The following is a 20,217-nucleotide window of genomic DNA, read 5'->3' as shown; positions in this document are numbered from 1 at the left end:
TAGATCGTATACACTAGTAAATGATATCTAACCATATTATTTTACTAAAATAGCTATAATCACAGATATATAACACTATCATTTAAACTATATGTAGTAAATTTAGATTAGTTAATTACTATCAATTTACCAACCTAAATAAAATTATGAGTGAGCCTCAATTAAAAAAAGTCCTTGGTCCTGTTATGTTATGGGGATTAGGTGTAGGCTATGTTATCTCGGGAATGTATTTTGGATGGAATCTCGGTTTGGCGGAAGGCGGCACATTGGGATTGGCCATTGCTACAGTATTCGTTATTATCATGTATCTTACATTTACATTCAGCTATACAGAGCTGGCTTGTGCGATTCCTAGGGCTGGCGGAGCCTTTGAATATGCCAATCGAGGACTGGGCAAGCATTTGGGATTTGTCGCCGGTATTGCACAAAATATCGAGTTTGTTTTTGCACCGCCTGCCATTGCCGCTGCTATAGGTGCTTATCTACATTTACTGCATCCTTCGGTTGACTATCTTATTTTTGCGATTGGGGCCTATGTGATTTTCACTTCAATGAATATACTGGGGGTTAAGCTCGCTGCATCATTTGAATTGGTTGTAACTGTTCTTGCGGTTATTGAATTACTGATATTTGCAGGGGTTACATTTCCAGCTTTCGAATTCTCTAACCTTGAGCACAACGCATTGCCCAATGGGTTCTCTGGCATTTTTGCTGCTATTCCGTTTGCTATCTGGTTTTTTCTCGCTATTGAAGGTGTGGCCAATGTCGCTGAGGAAACTATCAATCCACAGAAAAATGTGTTAATCGGTTTTGGATCGGCCATAGTGACTTTAGTTGTGCTTTGTATCATTACATTTTTATCGGCGGTGGGTGTCGGCGGTTGGGAGGCTGTTGTGTATCCTGTCGGAAGTACTGAACCGTCAGATTCGCCGTTGCCACTTGCTATTGCACACGTCATTGATAATCGCCATATTCTTTATAAATTACTTATAGGTGTTGGCCTATTGGGTCTTATAGCCTCATTTCATGGTATCATTCTCGCTGGTGGCAGAGCTACCTTCGAGTTTGGGAGAGTGGGTTATGCACCGTCGATTCTTGGAAAAGTACATCAACGATTTAAGACTCCGGCCAATGCACTCTTAATCAATATGGCTATTGGCATCATAGCATTACTGACCGGGAAGACCGCAGGTATTATTACCATCGCATGTTTTGGGGCAATCTGTCTTTACATTATATCCATGTGGTCATTTTTTGCCTTGCGAAAAAAGGAACCTGATCTGGAACGCCCATTCAAAGTTCCGTTGTATCCGTTGTTTCCAGCGATTGCGTTGATTATCGCTGTCGTTTGTCTCATTGCAATGATATATTATAACCCATTGACAGCTCTATTATTCTTTGGGCTTGTCATCTTATCATACCTTTATTTCCTAATCTTCCTTGACAAGGATAAAACCATCGAATTATGATAACTAAAAATGAAATTATTTCCAAACTAAAAGCATGCACAAGTACTCACGTTAAAGTTGCCGTTGCAGATATAGACGGGGTCTTACGTGGAAAATTCATGCATCGCGATAAGTTTATCTCTGCACTGGACAATGAATTTGGATTTTGTTCGGTGGTGTTTGGATGGGATGTTAACGATCAGGTTTATGACAATGTGGAAATTACAGGCTGGCATACGGGATACGGCGATTTCCCGGCACGTATTGATGGAAATACATTTCGACAGATTCCCTGGCAGGAGGATATTCCCTTTTTTCTAGCTGATTTTGAATCTCCGCTTTCTCAGGACCAAAATGTGTGTCCAAGAGCTCTCCTTAAAACCATAATTTCACAATCGGAGACTGCTGGATTTAAACCAATTTTTTCACAGGAATTTGAATGGTTTAATTTCGTGAAAGCCAATGATGCCTCTTCCCAAAATAGTTTCACAGATATGACACCAATCACATCTGGTATGTTTGGCTATTCTATCTTACGGATGTCCGACAATTATGGTTTTTTTCAGGATCTTTTAGCCATGCTCGAAAGATTCGACGTACCTCTTGAGGGTCTACATACGGAGACCGGGCCAGGTGTACTGGAAGCAGCTATCCAATGTAGTGATGCCCTTGAAGCTGCTGATAGGGCTACGCTCTTTAAATCTGCCGTTAAAGAAATTGGGAAAAAACATAATATTACCGCGAGTTTTATGGCTAAACAGACAAAGGATTTACCAGGTTGCAGCGGCCATGTGCATCAAAGTCTTTGGGATCTCAACAAACAGAGTAACCTCTTTTATGATAAAGAAGATGAACTCGGAATGAGCCAGTTGATGAAGCATTTTCTTGCTGGGCAATTGTATTGTTTACCTGATATTCTACCGTTATTGGCGCCTACTGTTAACAGTTATAAAAGGCTGACTGAAGGAGCATGGGCACCTACAACCCTGACCTGGGGCATAGATAATCGTACCACAGCACTCCGGGTCATTGAAGGTGGCCCTAAAGCCACGCGCATTGAACACCGTGTTGTCGGTTCAGATGTGAACCCTTACTTGGCCATAGTAGCATGTTTGGCTAGCGGGTTGTACGGCATCAAACATAAATTGCCATTGGACAATCGACATACTATCGGAAATGGTTATGAAGATCTGCAACATGGCGTATTACCAAGAAATCTCTACGATGCGACCACTCGAATGGCGCAATCGCAAATAGCATCCGAGTTGTTTGGCCAAAAGTTTGTCGATCATTTTTGTAAATCAAGGTTATGGGAATGGCGACAATTTTCAGAGCAAGTAACAGATTGGGAAACAAAAAGATATTTTGAAATTATATAACTGAACGATGGATACAGCAAAAATTTATGGTTTTAATTTTCCTACACCGATCCGTTTTGGTGCTGGAGTGATCGACGAGCTCCCAGGCTATTTATTGGCCAATGGACTTAGTCGCCCTTTATTGGTAACGGATCCGACTATTGCCGAACTGCCATTTTTTAAGGAAGTTCAACAAAAGCTGACGAACAAAGGGATCGACGTTATTGTCTTTCATGATTTGCACAAAAATCCAGTAAAATCTGATGTCCTTTTGGGAGGAGATGTCTTTAGAGGGCAAAATAGAGATTCAATTATTGGCGTTGGTGGTGGAGCAGCACTCGACGTAGCACGGGCAATTGCCTTGCGCGCAAATCATCATCGTGATTTATTTGATTACGACGATCTGATCGGAGGCGATATCTATGTGACCAACGAGATACCACCATTGATTACTGTACCTACGACCGCTGGGACCGGGAGTGAGGTGGGCCGTAGTGCTATTATTTCAGAAGATGAAACCAAGAAAAAACGAATTCTGTTTAGTCCGAGATTGATGGCAAAAATTGTATTTGCCGATCCTTTGCTTACAATGGACCTGCCACCGTTTATTACGGCGGCAACGGGAATGGACGCACTTACCCACAATATGGAAGCATATTTGGCCAAAGGGTACCATCCGATGTGTGATGGTATTGCGCTTGAAGGAATGGCCATGGTGGCTACTTCGATTGAGTGCGCTACAAAAGAATCTGACTTGCAATCGCGCTCTAAAATGCTTTTGGCATCATTGATGGGAGCTGTTGCATTTCAGAAGGGATTAGGAGTCGTTCATAGTTTAGCGCATCCGCTTTCTTCGCTCCTCGATACTCATCATGGACTGGCCAACGCGGTAAATCTTCCTTACGGCATGCAGTTTAATTATGCGGGTTTTGAAGATCGTTTCGATAAGATGGCCATGGCTTTGGGGCTTGGCAACAATGCTGGAGACAAGGTTGTTGACTATCTGTTTGACCTCAATGTGCGTTTGGGACTGCCTACACAGTTACCCGCAATTGGCGTAAAAAAGGAACATTTGCAACCTTTATCAGAACTTGCGCTTGCAGATTTCTGTCACCCATCGAACCCCAAGCCTGTTAGTAAAGCAGATTTTCTTGCAATTTATGAAACCGCATACGAAGGAAAATGATATGTTAAAAATCGGTATTAGTGCCTGTTTTTTTTATCCAGACCCCGAGAGGACAGTCTTTGGCCACAAATCACTGAGTTATATGGAAAATGATATGGCTCGATGGATAAGTAAAAAAGGTGTTCTTCCTATATTATTGCCGGATCTTGAAGAATCATTGTTAGCGGACATCTTACACCAGATGGATGGTATAGTTCTTCAAGGTGGAAGCGATATAGCTCCTCAACATTATGGCGAGGAACCTATCGGCCCCTGGAAAGGGGACCCTTATCGGGATCAATACGAGCTAAAAATATTGGATTATGCCATCAGAAATCATAAGCCGGTCTTAGGCATCTGTCGGGGATTTCAGTTGATGAACGTGTATTTTGGAGGTACAATGTATCAGGATATCGTTAGTCAGCTTCCTCATTCGGCTGTTCATCGCTCAGCAAGTTTATATGATACAATCAATCATCCGGTCCATATAGAGGCAGGAACACTTTTCGACAGACTATATGGCCATGTTGCCAATCCATTGGTCAACACGGTACATCATCAGGCTGTTAAAGATCTTGGCCGTGATCTCGAAGTGTATGCGCGTTCAGAAGATGGATTTATCGAGGCATTTGGTTATACCAAAGAAGCGACCGGGAAAGTTATGGGTGTTCAATGGCATCCCGAATTTTCCCAAACACAGAAGGGAATACTTTTAGATGAAAATTTGATTTTTAATGTTTTTATTGAACATGCAAAACAACATAGAAATTAGAAATCCTGCAACTGGCGCTGTAGCGGCAACGTTGCCTTCCACCACAACAGTTGAGTTGGAAAATACACTATCCTTACTAAAGCAAGGACAGCACACATGGGCAAAAGTTCCTTTAAAGGATCGTTTAGAGTGCATCATACAATTTGGGCAGCTGATCTTGGCAAATAAACAGGAGCTTGCAGAGATCCTTACCAAAGAAACGGGCAAACCCATAATACAATCGCTTAATGAAATTAACGGAGCACAGAACCGCATTGAACATCTCCGAAAAAATGCTGAAAGATGGCTTTCAGAAGAAGTTATTGTGCGTGATGGCACAACGCTAGAACATATTCGATATGAACCACTTGGTGTAATTGCCAATATTTCTGCATGGAATTTTCCTTATAATGTCGGCTTCAATGTTTTTCTCTATGCCTTGGTTGCGGGCAATGCTGTTCTCTATAAACCTTCTGAATTTGCTACGTTGACAGGCTTGCAGTTTGCAAAATATCTTTATCAGGCAGGCGTACCTGATAATGTATTTCATTGTGTTGTAGGAGATGGGCGGATTGGCGAGCATATCTTATCATTGCCATTGGACGGCTATTTTTTTACTGGATCCTATAAGACAGGAGTGCATATTGCCACGACCGTAGCACATAAATTAGTTCCAGTCCAGCTTGAGTTGGGCGGAAAGGATCCGCTATATGTCACTGAAGATGTCAAAGATATAAAACAGGCGGCAGTGTCGGCAGCTGAGGGCGCTTTCTACAACAATGGGCAGAGCTGTTGTGCTGTTGAACGCATCTATGTTTCAGAACAGATATACGATCAGTTTGTCGAGGCATTTATTGAGGAGGTAGCGTCCTATCGGGTGGGCGATCCATGTGCTGAAGATACATTTATTGGCCCTTTAACCAGAGCTGCTCAACTGGACGTTCTTGAAGAGCAGGTGAAAGATGCCCTTGAAAAGGGAGCAATACTGCGGTTGGGCGGACACGCATTAGAAGGTGAGGGATATTATTATGCCCCAACTGTATTCGAACATTGTAATCACAATATGGCACTTATGCGTGAAGAAACTTTTGGCCCGCTGATAGGTATACAAAAGGTATTTTCAGACGAGGAGGCAATAATGCTGATGCAAGATACGAGGTATGGCCTTACTGCAGCAGTGTTTTCTTCCGATCAGGACAGAGCAATGAATATCCTTGGCAAAATGGATACAGGAACAGTATATTGGAACTGCTGCGACAGAGTAAGCCCTAATGTACCTTGGTCCGGGCGGAGAAATTCTGGTTTAGGTTCAACTTTGTCGGCTCAAGGTATTCGGGCATTTGTTCAGCCTAAAGCCTATCATTTAAGATCCCTATGATTCATATCTATTTTACAGATATAGCCCATTATGCCGATAGTTCATCGGATAATGGGCTTTCCCATTTATACGAAGTTATAAGCCTAGATCCATGAAAATATTGAAACCATATTATCCTCTTAAAGAGCTATTCAAAATGAAAGATGAGTGCGTAGGAATTATTAGCTCGCCTCGTGGTAAAGCTGTCACCAAAGCGATTTATGTCGATCAGATAGATACGCAAGTCGTCACTTAGGAGATATAAGCTGAATGAATTCGCTAAAAATGCTTGAAGACTCTCGCAACATTTTCTATTTTTGTTACAAACAGAAAAGAGATGAGCAATGAAGTGACAGGTTTGAAGCGCGTAGCCACACTATGTATATTAAGAAATAAAGATAAGTTTCTATTGCTAAAGCGCCTTAAAGAACCCAATAAAGATATGTATGTTCCCGTTGGTGGGAAATTAGACCCATTTGAAAACCCGGACGATGCAGTGGTTCGTGAGGTCATGGAAGAAACAGGAATCCATATCACTTCAAAACAATTTTGTGGCTTGTTAACCGAAACATCACCGGTCAATTACAATTGGATCAGCTATGTATATGTATCGGATATCGAATATATAGAGGCACCCTATTGTAATGAGGGTGACCTCGAATGGATCTCTGCAGACGAACTGGAATCTATTCCGACCCCTTTAACCGATCTTTATATTTATGATTATGTGGCTAAGGGAAAACTGTTTGCTTTTAATGCCGTATATGATTCAGACCTAAACTTGACGGGGCTAAGGGAACAATATGATGGTACCAAGATCAAGTAAACTACTTAAATTGAATTAAAATTAGAATGATTATCAATAAAACTGCCATTAAAGTCATTGCATTCGATGCAGATGATACATTATGGATAAACGAGCCATATTTTCAAAAAGCAGAACATGATTTTTGCGCACTATTGGAAAATTATCTTCCACAACATGCAGTATCAAAAGAGTTATTTGAAACAGAAATGAACAACCTGTCCCTCTATGGGTATGGTGTGAAAGGCTTTATTCTTTGTATGATAGAGACTGCCAGCCGTATTTCGGCTGGACAGCTATCGCTGAAGACAATAGACAAAATCATAGCGATTGGACAGGATTTATTAAAGATGCCGATTGAATTATTGGAAGGTGTCGAAGATACGCTGGTAAGGCTTAGTCCACATTATAAATTAATTGTAGCCACAAAAGGTGACCTTTTGGATCAAGAAAGAAAGCTAAAAAAATCGAGGCTCCAAAAGCATTTCCATCATGTGGAGATTATGAGCAACAAGAAAAATGAGGATTACATAAAATTATTGAACAAAATTGAATGCCCCGCCGAAAATTTTATCATGATCGGAAATTCAATCAACTCCGATGTGCTGCCAGTATTGGAATTGGGAGGGCAGGCAATACATGTCCCTTACCATGTGACCTGGACACATGAGCAAGCTAGTGATGAGATTAAACCAAGCAATTTTCTTCAGGTAGAAAGTCTGAATCAACTACTACCGATTCTGCTTTAATCTAAAATGCGTATCTAGATGCGCATTTTTAGTCATTTCAATACCACTATTTTTAATCGTTATCCTCCATACCGATCTGCAGTCGGTTCAGTGCATTCGTCAAAATGATCCTCGCGGTTAGGTCGACGATCTGTTTATCGCCGAACACAAAGCATTAACTGACTATTCCCCTGCAAAGAGCTGCGAAACAATTAACTGATTTCTTTTGTTATTCATTAGTACAGTTAACCTTTCACATGGCAATAATTACGAAATATCTATTTTTCTTTTTACCTCTTTTTATTTTAAGCTGTAAGAGCAACCAGCAAAAAGGGGATACCTTCTATTTTGGTGGAAATATTGTAACGATGGAAGATGATTTTCCTCAAGTAGATGCTTTAGTATTAAAAGACGGGAAGATTCTTTTCGTTGGTAACCGGAAAGAAGCAGATCCCTATATAGGAGAAAACACCAAACAGATCGATTTAAAAGGAAAAACTTTATTGCCCGGCTTTATTGACGCCCATGGCCATATCACTTCAAGAGCAGGGATTGAACAGGCAGTAGATTTATCTCCAAGTCCATACGGTACCGTTAATTCAATACCCGATCTTCAAAAGGCTCTATTAACAGTTATTAAGCAAACAAAACTGGGGGCGGCTGTTCCTGTATTAGGAAATGGTTATGATGACGCCATCATGCTTGAGCATCGTCATCCGACTCGTCAGGAATTGGATGCAGTCAGTACGACAAATCCCATTATTGTCATTCATGCTTCTGGTCATGCAAGCGTTGTCAATAGTGCGATGTTGAAGTTATTAGGTATTGCCGAAAATGTGAAAGACCCCGAGGGAGGGCATTATGGCCGAAGCCCTGATAATCGACTAAACGGTAAATTGGAAGAAAATGCTTCTTTCGCCGCGTTGGTGAAGTTAACGGATATGATTCCCAAGCCCAAACAGGCAGAAGATAAACTATCCCAATCCCTAAAAGATTTTGTCAAAGCGCAGGACGAATGGCTTAGCTATGGTCAGACAACGATCTGTGATGGACGTTCGATGGGAGTGAGTGTTGGCCTGTTAAAGGAAGCCGCTTCGAAAAATCTTTTAAAGGCTGACGTGGTTTATTTTCCGGATTTTGAAGCAAACAAAGCCGAATGGAAATCCTTTAAACCCAATTACATGAAATACGAAAAGCACTTGAAATTTGGTGGATTTAAATTCTCGGACGATGGTTCCCCTCAAGGGAAGACAGCCTGGTTGACAGAACCATACCTCATTCCCCCAGAAGGCCAATCGGCCGACTACAAAGGTTTTCCAATTTTTTCAGATGAGACCCTCTACAATGATTTAAAAACAGTGTTTTCAAATCATATTACGGCGCAATTACATGTTAACGGCGATGCGGCTATTGATCAAGCACTTCGTGTGATCGGCAAATTGAAAACCGAAGGAATTTATAAGCCTGAGCTTAGGGCAACCTTGATACATGTGCAGAACAGCCGACCTGATCACATCGCCAAGATAAAAGAGATCGGTGTTATTCCTTCATATTTTTCGTCCCATGTTTATTTATGGGGGGATTGGCACTATCAAAGTGTTTTTGGCCCCAAACGTGCGGCGTTTATTAGTCCAGCTCAATCAGCAAAAAAAGCAGGAATATTGTTTACCATCCATCATGATAGTCCTGTAACACCTCCCGATCTAATGACTGGGGTGTATGCTGCGGTCAACCGGACGACACGTTCGGGTATGTTATTGGGGCCAGATGAACGAATTGATGTAAGGGACGCGCTCAAAGCAATTACGATCAATGCTGCCTATCAGTATCAGGAAGAAAAAGATAAAGGCTCTCTTAAAAAAGGAAAACTAGCTGATTTAGTTATTTTGGATCAGAATCCGTTAACAATTGACCCAAAAAAATTACGGGATGTCAAAGTAGTTGAAACCATCAAAGAAGGGAAGACAGTCTTTAAGCGAAATTGATCAATCTGCAAATCCAATAAATAAAGACATCATTTTAAACCACATTTTAATTCGCAATTGTTTGGGAACAACCCGCTATTATTGTATGTTTTTGCCATTCTATTGGGAGGATGACGCTAAGTAGAATTCCTCGTTTTCAAAAGGATCAAATGTTGAAATAAAACAGGAGAGTTGCATAACGATACAGCAGCATCAAATCTTCTTCTTTTAAAAAAAATATAGCGAATAATAAATCGCCGCATGCAAATATAAAATGGTCTTTAACTCTTGTGGCTTGTGGCCTATCTTTATAAGATAATCAGTTCAAAAATTCATTTTTAAATGAATTGATCTATTTTATCGTACGATGCGAGGAAGTTCATCTCAGATAGGATCCTTCTCTTACTAAAATCAAGAAATAAATATGAAATTGATGTTGATATTTTTTTTTTCGATAAACCTTGTTTACGGTCAATCTATACCAAATTTAACAGTAGGTTATGGAGATCGGTATAATAGCCTTCCTAAATTAGTATTCAATACGGCTACAATAGAAGACTATCGTAAAGCAATTAGCTCCAATAATATTGTCAATAAAACTCCTACTATTGAAGGAAAAAACCTTTTGATTCAAACTGGCAAAGGCGAGTTAAAGTTCAAGAAATATAGTTTTTCAGCAAATCAGGGTGATGGATTTCGGGGCTGGGAGTATAAAGGCTATCTTCCCCAACTAAAAATGCATATTCTCGTAAGCAATCATGTTTCCGAATCATTAGGTTTTAGCGATCTGGTTTTAATCGATAGCACCAATGGTAGTCAACATACAATTGCTTCAATTGGCGACGCAGCAGTTGAAATACCAATTCCTTCTCCAAACGGATATTTTCTTGCTTACTATTACAATCAGGTATATACTTCGAATAGTTGCTTTATTGGGGTTATTGCCGTCCATAGTGGAAAAGCTCCTTTCCGAATCAAATTTTCCGAATACAACAGTTTTGAAACGGACAATTGGGCAGTGGAAAATATCAGATGGGTCGATAACACGACAATTATCATAAAAGCCTTTACGCTTAAGAAAATTGACAATGAAAACAGCAAGCAGTTTGCATACTACACTGCCCGATTAAGACAAGAAAACAACAAGTAAGGTATAGTGACTTGCTGATCACTTGAGTAATAACGAATCGATTTATTTAATAAGGTAAAGTAGTATCTACTTACCTCTTAAAAACTTTATGAAAATACGACATAATATCATCATTTTAACTGCCGCAATTTGCTCTTGTAACAACCCTAGCATCCTCCAACAAAAAAGGGATGTGAAGCAATTAGAACATCTTATTGACGGAAAAGTAGCAATCTCCCAGCAGCAGATAGATACTGCACCTACCTCACATACTGCGAATAACGTGAAGGCTACAACAACAATAAAGTTCAATGAATTTGTCGTTTCAATTCAAGGAATGGCCATTTTTGATCCAGAAAAGATGGATCAGCTACAAAGGGATACGGTAGAGATCGATGCAGAAGTCGGAGAAAGTATCGAGGGAAGTTATATTTCTATTTTAAGTGATCAGATTAGTGATTTGATGGTGGAACAACGCTATGAAACCAGCGTAACTATTATGAACGAAGGGCCCCATTGTGATCTTACTGATTGGAAACATTTTAACTCAGACTGGAAGTCTTTAAAACAAGTTAGGAATGGACTATTTTTTAGTGAAGAATATACCGATCAGGACTATCGATCCTTTCCTAGCGTGTCTATGGACGAGTTGAGACAAAAAGTAAAAGAGCACTGTGGTGAAGAATGGTTTAAACTTTTGGCTAAAGTAAAATCGCCAACTGAATATCCATCAGCAGTCAGCGTAAGCCGGTATTTTTTACGGATCACATGTCGTCGTAAAGACAACGGTAAAGAATTCACCAAATTTATCATTATCAAAACTCCTATGGGATGTTAGTAGTTTAGTTGCTGAATCACAAAACTACGATTTTCCAAGTTATAACTATCTATGCGAAGGAATTATGAGAAAGTAATGTAACTTCAAAAGAGTCCGTATTATTTTAACGATGGTTTTATTATTTTTGCTACCTATTGAACCAATGAAATACCAATTCAAGAACACAACGATGAAATTAAGCCTATTGACTAAAGCTATTTTTACTATAGCATTCTTATTTTTAACAGAGAATAATATTTTCGCTCAAACCAAATATCAAAAGGATTTTTACGAGTTTTGGTCTGACATCAATAAACATTACGCCTATTTAGAAAGTCAAAATATCGACTGGAATAAAGTCAAAGAGATTTATTCAGCACAAGCAGAAAAAGTTAGAAACGACAACGAGTTTATTCAGTTACTTGAAAATACGTTGAATGAGCTGTACAATGGGCATTCATCATTAAGCATAAATCTTAATACGTCGAACAGGTTAATTCCATCGTGGTCCGACATACGTGTAGAAAAAGATCAGAACAAATATTTAATAAAAGACTTAAGAAAAGGTTTTGGTGCAGATTTAGCTGGGTTAAAAATTGGTATGCAAGTAACTCTTTTCAACGGAGTATCAATAGATGAACAGTTAAAAAGTTTCTTACCTCGATTTACAGATTATCACAGTCCAAAGATGTATCAGTATGCTTTAGATATGCTTTTTGCAGGAACTCACGATAAAAAACGAGTGATTACCGTAGTTGAAAACGGAGAACGCAAGACATTTGAACCAGTGAGCTATGCCAATAGGAATGAATTGTTGTATTATAAAGTTATAAATGAAAACACGGGGTATGTCAAAATCAATAATTCACTGGGAAATGACAACTTGATCGGTGAATTTGATAAAGCTCTTGACAGTTTGATTTCTAATAAAAACCTTATTTTGGATTTGACAGAAACTCCTAGCGGTGGAAATTCAACTGTTGCGAGGGCCATTATGGGCCGGTTTGTCAATAAAGTTCTACCTTATCAGATTCACGAATTTGATGAGAAGGATTATGACACAAAACGACATTGGGTAGAGTATGTAAGTCCACGTAAGAAAACCTACAAGGGTAATGTGTATATCCTCGTGGGACACTGGACAGGAAGTATGGGAGAAGGGATAGCTATTGGTTTTGACGCGCTAGATAGCGCTACAGTTATTGGCACACCTATGGCGGGACTATTAGGCGCAATTTCAAATTTCCGTCTCACAGAAACAAAAATTGGATTTCAATTTCCGACTGAAAGATTGTATCATATCAACGGAATACCAAGAGAGGATTTTATTCCCAAGATTTTATGTAAAAATATCGAAGAAACATTAGAAAAAGCTAGGGAGGTGGCTTTTTAGATTAATTAGGGGATTCCGACTCAGTTTGCCCTAAAACTTGTGGAGCAATGTTATGATCAATGTGAACAAATAAAAAGTTTATGCTTAATAAAGTTAACGATACTTTTATCCTTCTTTTGTTTATGCTTCTTTCCAACTACTGCAAAGCACAAACGGAAAATAAGAGCTTGAATATACCTGTATTTGTTAAAGGATCTACCTTTTTTAACGCGGATAAAAAAAACTGCATAGCACTTCCATTTGGATATTCAAATATTTCAAAACAACTACCTATCGACTCCATATTGTCTGCTATACAAGATCATCGTGGCTTAGAAAATCTTTATGCGCTCAAATTTGAGCAATTACTCAAAAACGATCTCATGGTGCTACCAGAAGCATATGACGTTTCTTTTCCATTTGAGCAAGCTATAGGTAAAGAATATAGTCATATTAAAATTGCCTCTAATTTTCTCAGTTATAGAGGGTATTCGCTGCATTTTTTAGCTGTATATAATGCAGTCCTTTATAGCGAGCCATTCATAGAAAAAATATATTTAATTTCAGTAAAGAATGGGAAGCCAGTTGATATAAAAAGAATATATCTTCATCATGAGGGAGAAATGGGATTCACGGACTATACATTATTTTATATAGATAAAAACTTTATAATCTCATTGCGGGATTATGAATTTAATGAAAATCCCTTTAGACAGAAACCTGTTTATCAATTTCAGCTTTTACACAACGGAACATTTGTCAGATACTATGATCAGAATGGTTTATATAAAACTGATGAAGAACAGGGCTCAATAAAAAATCACCACAAAGAAGGAAAATGGATAGAATTTAAAGCAAATCGGTATGTGGATTTACAAGAATATCCATCATTTACAGATTCGTATACGTACTTGGAAGCAAGGTATAAAGGAGGTCTTCCTGATGGCAAATGGAACTGTTATAAATTATTGCAAGAATATAATGAAGAAACGGGTGAACCAATAATCAACACAAGAAAAAAAGGCCCGTTGGTTTATACTGAACTATACAAAAATGGGGTATTGGAAAAACGAGAGTATGTTCTTGATAAATAGGCCGTCTGTTATAAGTGATAAAACATGTAACTTGTATTTGAAAAGGCAAAAAGGTTCTTAAGTTCCTTTCTACAAGAACTTAAAATATGAAAATAATACTATAGTTGCTATTCGTTTTGTAATTTGCAAACAGTGGATATAGCCAACAAAAGGCAAAATAATAGACGTAGATTCTTAATTATGGAAATAATCATCAGACAAGCAAAAGAAAGCGAAATCAATGTATTAATCGAGTTTGAACAAGGAATTGTTGAAGCTGAACGACCTTTTGATAATACATTGAAGTTAGGCGAAATTCATTATTATGATCTCCTAGAACTGATCAGGTCCAGGGAGGCTGAAGTTCTTGTTGCAATTGTTGACAATCAAGTTGTCGGATCAGGATATGCGAGATTATTGGATGCAAAACCTTATCAAAAATATGAAAAGTATGCTTACCTCGGATTTATGTTTGTTAAACCCGAATATCGAGGGCAGGGTATCAACAAAATGATTTTACATCGATTGATCAACTGGGCAAAAGAAAGAAATATTTCAGAAGTAAGACTTCAGGTTTATGAAGAAAATACGAGTGCAAAAAAAGCCTATGCAAAGGCAGGATTTAGACCAAATCTTCTGGAAATGCGTATGGAAATCGATGATTGATAATAATGAAAATTCATTGGGATAATTTCTATAACAAATTAAAAAAAAGACAGCTTTTAAATTTTTAAAAGCTGTCTTTTTTTGGCGTTATGAACTCATTCGAAACCGATTTATTCATTATTATGCTCAATTTCGGCAATGATTTCTTTGGCAGATTTGATGACCTGATTATTCAGCTGAATAATCATATTTGCTTGAGATGCTGCATTGATAAGGATTCCTTTTACTTTTGGCGATGCATTAACTGCTTTATACATCATATCGGGATTTATATTTGCATTAGGAATGGATACTAGTTCATCGGCGAGCTTAAAAACCAATGCGTTGTAGTAGGTTTGCCAATCGTCTTTTGATGGCACTACGGTTTGATAATATTCCAAAATTCCTGTTTTTAATTTTCGATCCTTGATGAGACCAATTTTCCCACTAGATCGGAATCCTTCATAATTTCCGGTATTTCTGATCTTAAAGATCGGATTAAGGTTCATCTTAATACGGTCATTCGGGTTGACTTTCACCAAGCTATCAATTTTTTGTTGGTTTAGTTCTCCGTAAAATTTACAACCTTCAGCTGTATTTGTCAAGTAGGAATTTTGCTTTTCCAAATCGTGGACATCTTTTTGGAGGTCGACTTTTAGATCTTCCAAAAATTCTTTTACTTCTCGTTGTTCATGCCGATGCTCGCTCCAGCCGTGAAGCCATATAGAAAGTGATACTGCAAAAACGATAATGAAGATCTCAATGGATATTTCTTTCAGTTTTTCAGAGAGGCTATGCTTTGGCTCTTTTGCGGTTTTATAAATTTTCTTCGTGTGCTTAATGATCTCGTCTTGCATTTTACAGCTTTAAGTTAATATAAAGGTGATTTTGTTAAATATTGGTGCTAATACACAAAGATGCAAAAGTTTGGTAAAACACACAAATTAATAACTTGTCCATTACTTTTTTGAGGAAGAAAATAGTAACGGGCTCAGAACAGAGAAATTGCGTATATTTATGATAGTAAATTACCAGAAAATAGGCTATATTATGAAAATATGGACAGGATTGCTATTAATAGCGGTTTTTATACTTCCTTTCCTCGCTTGTGGACAAAATCCCTATCAGATCAATGGGGTAATACCTCAATTGAAGGACGGTTCCAAAGTATTTTTGATCTACGAAATAGAAGGTAAGTCTGTTGTTGATTCCACTATTTCAAGAGGTGGAAATTTTTCGTTTTTTGGGACGGTAGACTATCCTGTTTCATCGTCGCTATATCTCGATAAAAATCCTTATGTAAATAGACCCTCTCGCAATGAGCAAATGGATTTTTTTCGTTTTTACCTTGAGCCTGTCACTATGCAAATGCAAGCAAGCGACTCCTTGAAAAATATAACGATCAGTGGATCTCAAATTAATCTCGACCAAGATGCTTTTAAAAAGATGCGTAGCTCCGTAGATGATAACTTTACAGCACTTAATAAAGAATTTTATGCACTTTCAGCCAATCAACAAAACGATCCTAAAGTACGGGAGGCTTATATTGATCGGGAAAAAGGATTAATGGATGACCTATATCGTGTTCATTTAGCATTTGCTCGTCAGCATCCATCGTCCTACCTTAGTTTAATCAGTTTATCCTTTGTTGCTGGACAGGAGAAATTTATAGACGAGGTTAAAAGGATATATGCCGATTTAGCTGAGAAGCTCAAAAGCTATCCTTTGGCCAAAGAGATACCCATGCAGTTAGAATCGTCAATCAGGACCAAAGTTGGACAGGTTGCCCCCGATCTCGAACTTCAAACTCAAATGGGTACAAGTCTAAAATTATCTGAATTCCGAGGAAAGTATCTATTGGTAGACTTTTGGGCTAGTTGGTGTGGACCATGCCGCGAAGAAAATCCAAATCTAGTAGCGCTTTACAATAAATACAAAGATTCGGGATTCGAAATCTTAGGAATATCTTTGGATAAAGTAGCTCAACGCAAACAATGGGTCGAAGCAATTGCAGATGATAAGCTGAGCTGGCCACAAGTATCTGATTTAAAAGGTTGGGATAGCCAAGCAGCAAAACGTTATGGCATCAATTCCATACCAGCAAGCTTCTTGTTGGATCCTACAGGAAAAATTGTGTACCGCAACCTCAGGGGGAAAGATTTAGAAGAAAAATTACAGGCGATCTTTTCAGATAAAAGCGATCCTAAATAGCCAGTTTAGTAGTATATACAATAAGCTCTATTAAGATTGGGATATTCTCGTTAGGGTCGCGAAACCTAAGTGTGAAACCGACTGAGGGGGGCTGGTAATAAAAATAGACTGATCAAATCGCTCATTAATCTAATCTATAAATAAATTCCTCAATTTCGATTTGGCGTGCATTAGCAAAACCGCGATCTGTACCAACCCTAACAAAACCACAATTTTCCAATACTTTTTGGGAACCGAGATTATCGAAAGCGACGCGCCCATACATAGGGCGGTTTGTTTCAATTGAAAGAAACGCTTTAAGTCCCTTTGTTGCAATTCCACGTCCCCAGAATTTTCGGTCAATCCAATAAGTGATCTCAGCATCACCTTCAATAACAAACTTCGCAATACTTCCTACAATTGTCCCATCAATCAGAATCGTTTGATTGTTTATACTTGGCTCATTGAGAAATTTAGCATACTTCTCAAGGTAAGCTTTCTTATCTGAAGAACTACTTGAGGTAAAAGCCGCGAGATAATTTGCTTCTTCATCAAGCTGAAACTGATAATGTGTTTCTAAATCCGTGTATACTGTCGGTCTAAGAGTAAGTTGAAAGTTGCGGTCATCCATGCTTTTTATATTCGGTTTATCCCCAAATATAGTAATAAATACTTTTCCTTTAGTCTTCATCGAAGTCAACCGACGACAACTTGAGGAAAAGCCGAACAGTGCTCGAACAAAGATAGAATTTAAGCCAATGTGATGTTCTTTCATTGAGCCCATATGGGGAGATGTGTAGATATCTCGATCTCTGAAACAGCATCCTGGTATTTAAACACAGTTTCAGGTACCATGTCGTTTTCGCTTATATCGACCCCCTTAACAGAGGAAAAGAGATTTAGATGCCTTTTCACAAGCGGAATGGTATGAATATATAAATGAGTTATTTTGTCCGTGCTGGAGTCACAACTAGTACTTTTCTTAGCCTTAGACCTCGCATGGCATATATGCATATTATCGGTGTAAAAAAAGATCATTTCAATCTTATTTTCAGGGTACAAGGCTTTAATATCTTGTAGCATTTGAAGATGCGTCTTATTAACGATATTGATCTCCACAGCAAAATCTTCATCGTTACTTAACAGCAACAACAGTTGTTCCTCAAATCTCCTATATCCATATTTTAAACCAAGTGCAGCATAGCTTTGAACAAAGAGATTAGGGTCAAGTATCTTGATCCCTTCGGGAATGAAATACTGCCCACAAGTACTTTTCCCAATATGAGGAGGACCAGTTATCACATATATTGTTGCCATGATCAGATACTTTGAATTGTCCCATCGCTATGCTCTTCAACCATTTGGCCATCCTTGCTATAAACCAACGGCTGTTCACGGGAAAACAAGTAGGAGCGAATGCTCGTTTGTAATTCTTGCCTCCATTGAATCTTTTCATCCGCAGACATAGTGAATGGGTCTTTTTTCATCTTTCCAGTTTTGACAAGTTGTTCTTCTTGAATTATCCTTTTCATTTAAAAATTAATTAACATTAGCTTATACGATCAATTAAATATAAACATATATTAATATAATATAAAAAAATATTAACACAAAATACGCAGGAAATTTGATAGACCGACTTTAAATTGGCAACATAATCCATTATAAAAATTAACAGACGCCGTATATTCTTTTTATCAAGAAAGTATACAAAAGAATTATACAGTTGATTGTTTAAGTTATATACTGATTTGAATTTTTTAGGGGCTGAAGTCAAAATTTAGACAACTAACTCAGGAAACCGACAAGGTATAAAGAAGTACTTTTCACTCGGGCAACTATTTCGTTTTCTTGAAGATCGTGAACTCAGTTTATTTCTGCATCCTTGGAGAACGTAAAACTTTTTTAAACTCATTAAGCTTCCTCAGAATTTCGTATTCATAAACGACTCCCCAGATTTGGCTCTTATTATACGTGGGATTTTGTAAGATGAAATTCTAATAGAACGTTTCTTCCTTTGGTTTGATTTTGGTGTTGGTATAACACTTAAAACAGAAAAACCGTTTTTAACAGTGTTAAAGACGGTTTTTTTTTTGCGGAAAGGGAGGGATTCGAACCCTCGATACAGTCATCCCGTATACAGTCTTTCCAGGACTGCTCATTCGACCACTCTGACACCTTTCCGTGTTTCAGTGCACAAATGTAGCAATTTTTTAATTTATTGCAACCTTATTCGTGTTATTTACCATCGGATTTGTTATATTCTATTGAGAATAAGCGTATTGTTTTTATTTTTTAATGAATAAAACTTATTCCTTATTTTTCGGAATGACAAATAATTATTTCGACATAAAAGGGGAGATCCTCGACATGGCACTAAAACGTACTCAGGAACGTATCACAATGATAGAATCTGCTTTAGAAACAGCAAGAGATTCAAGTAATGACGATACCAAAAGTAGTGCTGGAGACAAATATGAAACTTCACGTGAAATGATTCAACAGGACATCAACCGCTACCAGAAACAACTCCTCGAAGCCAATAAAGATCTACAGCAGCTAATCAGTATAGAATCATTACCAAATGATGTAATGGATGTAGCCAGATTAGGAACGCTTGTTCAAACCAGTGTTGGTCTATATTTGATCGCCACAAGTATTGGAGCTGTAAAAATAGGGACCAATAATATCTTCGTCATTTCGCCTGCATCTCCAATTGGACAACTACTTATCGGAAAAAAAATAGGTGATAGTTTTGTTTTTAACAACGTTAATCAGAAAGTTATTGCAATCTACTAAGTGATGAAAATACCGAAAAATTAAACAATATGTCGATGCATCTGTTCTTATTTAGTACAGAAACGAAGAATGACATGAAATTGAATAATTTACTTTTAATCTTCTTACTTGGCGCTTTACTGTTTATTCACTCTTGTAGATCGCCCGAATCGGACGAAAAACTAAGATCAAAAATCGAGGCAGCGTTGGAAACTACTGCAGGCATCGAAGTAGATGTCGAGGAAGGGAATGTAACGTTGGATGGACAGATCGGTTCGGATTCGCTCAAGCAGGATATAGAAAACAGAACAAAATTAGCGGGGGGAGAGGGTATCAAATCCATTCACAACAATATCATTGTAAATCTTCCTGAACCAGAAGATGCCCGTGAAAAATATCATGAAATTATGGGCGGCGCGATAGATTCTACCTTAACGAGAGACGTCAATCTTGTTCTGGAAGATTTTCCAACCATTACGGCTCAGGTGAAGGAAGGAATTATAATTGCGACAGGTAATCTTGAAAAATCAAAAATCGATACACTAAAGAAAAGATTAGAGCATATCAAGCCCAAAGGTATTGATATGAAAGGTGTCACCAGTCGCTAAACAACGAAAAGAAGCTATCCATCGATTAA

Annotated in this window: 20 protein-coding genes and 1 tRNA gene; 16 read left to right on the top strand and 5 right to left on the bottom strand. The window is 38.2% G+C overall.

The window, feature by feature from the left end:
* The first annotated feature begins 146 nt into the window (after positions 1-146).
* The 13 genes from eat to K2F45_RS13420 all read left to right on the top strand — a co-directional run bounded on the left by eat (position 147) and on the right by K2F45_RS13420 (position 14,633).
* The gene (eat, locus tag K2F45_RS13480) at positions 147-1,469 is read left to right on the top strand and encodes an ethanolamine permease (protein WP_075992640.1); all 1,323 of its coding nucleotides are present in this window, start codon (positions 147-149) and stop codon (positions 1,467-1,469) included.
* Complete coding sequence (locus K2F45_RS13475; protein ID WP_157626096.1) at positions 1,466-2,827, top strand: glutamine synthetase family protein; 1,362 nt, start codon at positions 1,466-1,468, stop codon at positions 2,825-2,827. Before eat ends, K2F45_RS13475 begins: the two co-directional genes overlap by 4 nt.
* Positions 2,828-2,834: 7 nt before the next feature.
* The gene (locus K2F45_RS13470; protein ID WP_075992639.1) at positions 2,835-3,992 is read left to right on the top strand and encodes an iron-containing alcohol dehydrogenase; all 1,158 of its coding nucleotides are present in this window, start codon (positions 2,835-2,837) and stop codon (positions 3,990-3,992) included.
* Complete coding sequence (locus tag K2F45_RS13465; protein ID WP_216640358.1) at positions 3,967-4,743, top strand: gamma-glutamyl-gamma-aminobutyrate hydrolase family protein; 777 nt, start codon at positions 3,967-3,969, stop codon at positions 4,741-4,743. Before K2F45_RS13470 ends, K2F45_RS13465 begins: the two co-directional genes overlap by 26 nt.
* Positions 4,721-6,100 carry an aldehyde dehydrogenase family protein gene (locus tag K2F45_RS13460; RefSeq protein ID WP_157626094.1) on the top strand — a complete coding sequence of 460 codons (1,380 nt, stop codon included), beginning with the start codon at positions 4,721-4,723 and terminating at the stop codon, positions 6,098-6,100. The genes K2F45_RS13465 and K2F45_RS13460 overlap by 23 nt, the downstream gene beginning before the upstream one ends.
* A gap of 316 nt (positions 6,101-6,416) precedes the next feature.
* The gene (locus K2F45_RS13455; RefSeq protein ID WP_075992637.1) at positions 6,417-6,905 is read left to right on the top strand and encodes an NUDIX hydrolase; all 489 of its coding nucleotides are present in this window, start codon (positions 6,417-6,419) and stop codon (positions 6,903-6,905) included.
* 26 nt (positions 6,906-6,931) lie between these two features.
* Positions 6,932-7,633: an HAD family hydrolase gene (locus K2F45_RS13450; RefSeq protein WP_075992636.1), complete on the top strand. Its 702-nt coding sequence runs from the start codon at positions 6,932-6,934 to the stop codon at positions 7,631-7,633.
* Positions 7,634-7,869: 236 nt separating this feature from the next.
* Positions 7,870-9,597, top strand: coding sequence for an amidohydrolase (locus K2F45_RS13445; RefSeq protein WP_248931717.1), 1,728 nt, complete (start codon positions 7,870-7,872; stop codon positions 9,595-9,597).
* Between the two features lie 412 nt (positions 9,598-10,009).
* Positions 10,010-10,726, top strand: a complete 717-nt coding sequence (locus K2F45_RS13440; RefSeq protein ID WP_157626092.1) for a hypothetical protein — start codon at positions 10,010-10,012, stop codon at positions 10,724-10,726.
* A gap of 172 nt (positions 10,727-10,898) precedes the next feature.
* Positions 10,899-11,543 carry a hypothetical protein gene (locus K2F45_RS13435; RefSeq protein ID WP_237241656.1) on the top strand — a complete coding sequence of 215 codons (645 nt, stop codon included), beginning with the start codon at positions 10,899-10,901 and terminating at the stop codon, positions 11,541-11,543.
* 142 nt (positions 11,544-11,685) lie between these two features.
* On the top strand, positions 11,686-12,915 hold the full coding sequence (locus K2F45_RS13430; RefSeq protein WP_083663821.1) for a S41 family peptidase: 1,230 nt from the start codon (positions 11,686-11,688) through the stop codon (positions 12,913-12,915).
* 80 nt (positions 12,916-12,995) lie between these two features.
* Complete coding sequence (locus K2F45_RS13425) at positions 12,996-13,988, top strand: hypothetical protein (RefSeq protein WP_248931716.1); 993 nt, start codon at positions 12,996-12,998, stop codon at positions 13,986-13,988.
* Between the two features lie 180 nt (positions 13,989-14,168).
* The gene (locus K2F45_RS13420; protein WP_075992633.1) at positions 14,169-14,633 is read left to right on the top strand and encodes a GNAT family N-acetyltransferase; all 465 of its coding nucleotides are present in this window, start codon (positions 14,169-14,171) and stop codon (positions 14,631-14,633) included.
* Between the two features lie 110 nt (positions 14,634-14,743).
* Here the strand turns inward: K2F45_RS13420 and K2F45_RS13415 are convergent, their stop codons facing one another.
* Entirely contained in the window at positions 14,744-15,469 is a 726-nt protein-coding gene (locus tag K2F45_RS13415) for a DUF6090 family protein (protein ID WP_075992632.1), read from the bottom strand.
* A gap of 193 nt (positions 15,470-15,662) precedes the next feature.
* Here K2F45_RS13415 and K2F45_RS13410 point away from each other — a divergent pair, with 193 nt between their 5' ends.
* Complete coding sequence (locus K2F45_RS13410) at positions 15,663-16,823, top strand: TlpA disulfide reductase family protein (RefSeq protein WP_075992631.1); 1,161 nt, start codon at positions 15,663-15,665, stop codon at positions 16,821-16,823.
* A 124-nt stretch (positions 16,824-16,947) separates the two neighbouring features.
* Here the strand turns inward: K2F45_RS13410 and K2F45_RS13405 are convergent, their stop codons facing one another.
* From K2F45_RS13405 to K2F45_RS13390, 4 genes are all read right to left on the bottom strand, one after another.
* The gene (locus tag K2F45_RS13405; protein ID WP_237241654.1) at positions 16,948-17,577 is read right to left on the bottom strand and encodes a GNAT family N-acetyltransferase; all 630 of its coding nucleotides are present in this window, start codon (positions 17,575-17,577) and stop codon (positions 16,948-16,950) included.
* A complete protein-coding gene (locus K2F45_RS13400; protein WP_075992630.1) occupies positions 17,574-18,119 on the bottom strand; it encodes a hypothetical protein in 546 nt (181 codons plus the stop codon). Before K2F45_RS13400 ends, K2F45_RS13405 begins: the two co-directional genes overlap by 4 nt.
* A gap of 2 nt (positions 18,120-18,121) precedes the next feature.
* Positions 18,122-18,334: a hypothetical protein gene (locus tag K2F45_RS13395; protein ID WP_075992629.1), complete on the bottom strand. Its 213-nt coding sequence runs from the start codon at positions 18,332-18,334 to the stop codon at positions 18,122-18,124.
* Between the two features lie 564 nt (positions 18,335-18,898).
* A tRNA-Ser gene (locus K2F45_RS13390) sits at positions 18,899-18,986 on the bottom strand.
* A gap of 114 nt (positions 18,987-19,100) precedes the next feature.
* Between K2F45_RS13390 and K2F45_RS13385 the strand changes: the two genes are divergently transcribed.
* Both K2F45_RS13385 and K2F45_RS13380 read left to right on the top strand, forming a co-directional pair.
* On the top strand, positions 19,101-19,601 hold the full coding sequence (locus K2F45_RS13385; RefSeq protein WP_083663630.1) for a GreA/GreB family elongation factor: 501 nt from the start codon (positions 19,101-19,103) through the stop codon (positions 19,599-19,601).
* A gap of 35 nt (positions 19,602-19,636) precedes the next feature.
* A complete protein-coding gene (locus K2F45_RS13380) occupies positions 19,637-20,188 on the top strand; it encodes a BON domain-containing protein (protein WP_157698454.1) in 552 nt (183 codons plus the stop codon).
* The last annotated feature ends 29 nt before the right edge of the window (positions 20,189-20,217 follow it).

This window comes from Sphingobacterium siyangense (assembly GCF_023277505.1).
Taxonomy (GTDB): Bacteria; Bacteroidota; Bacteroidia; order Sphingobacteriales; family Sphingobacteriaceae; genus Sphingobacterium; species Sphingobacterium siyangense.
The sequence above is the reverse complement of the archived record's forward strand: the minus strand, read 5'-3'. Positions and strand labels throughout refer to the sequence as shown.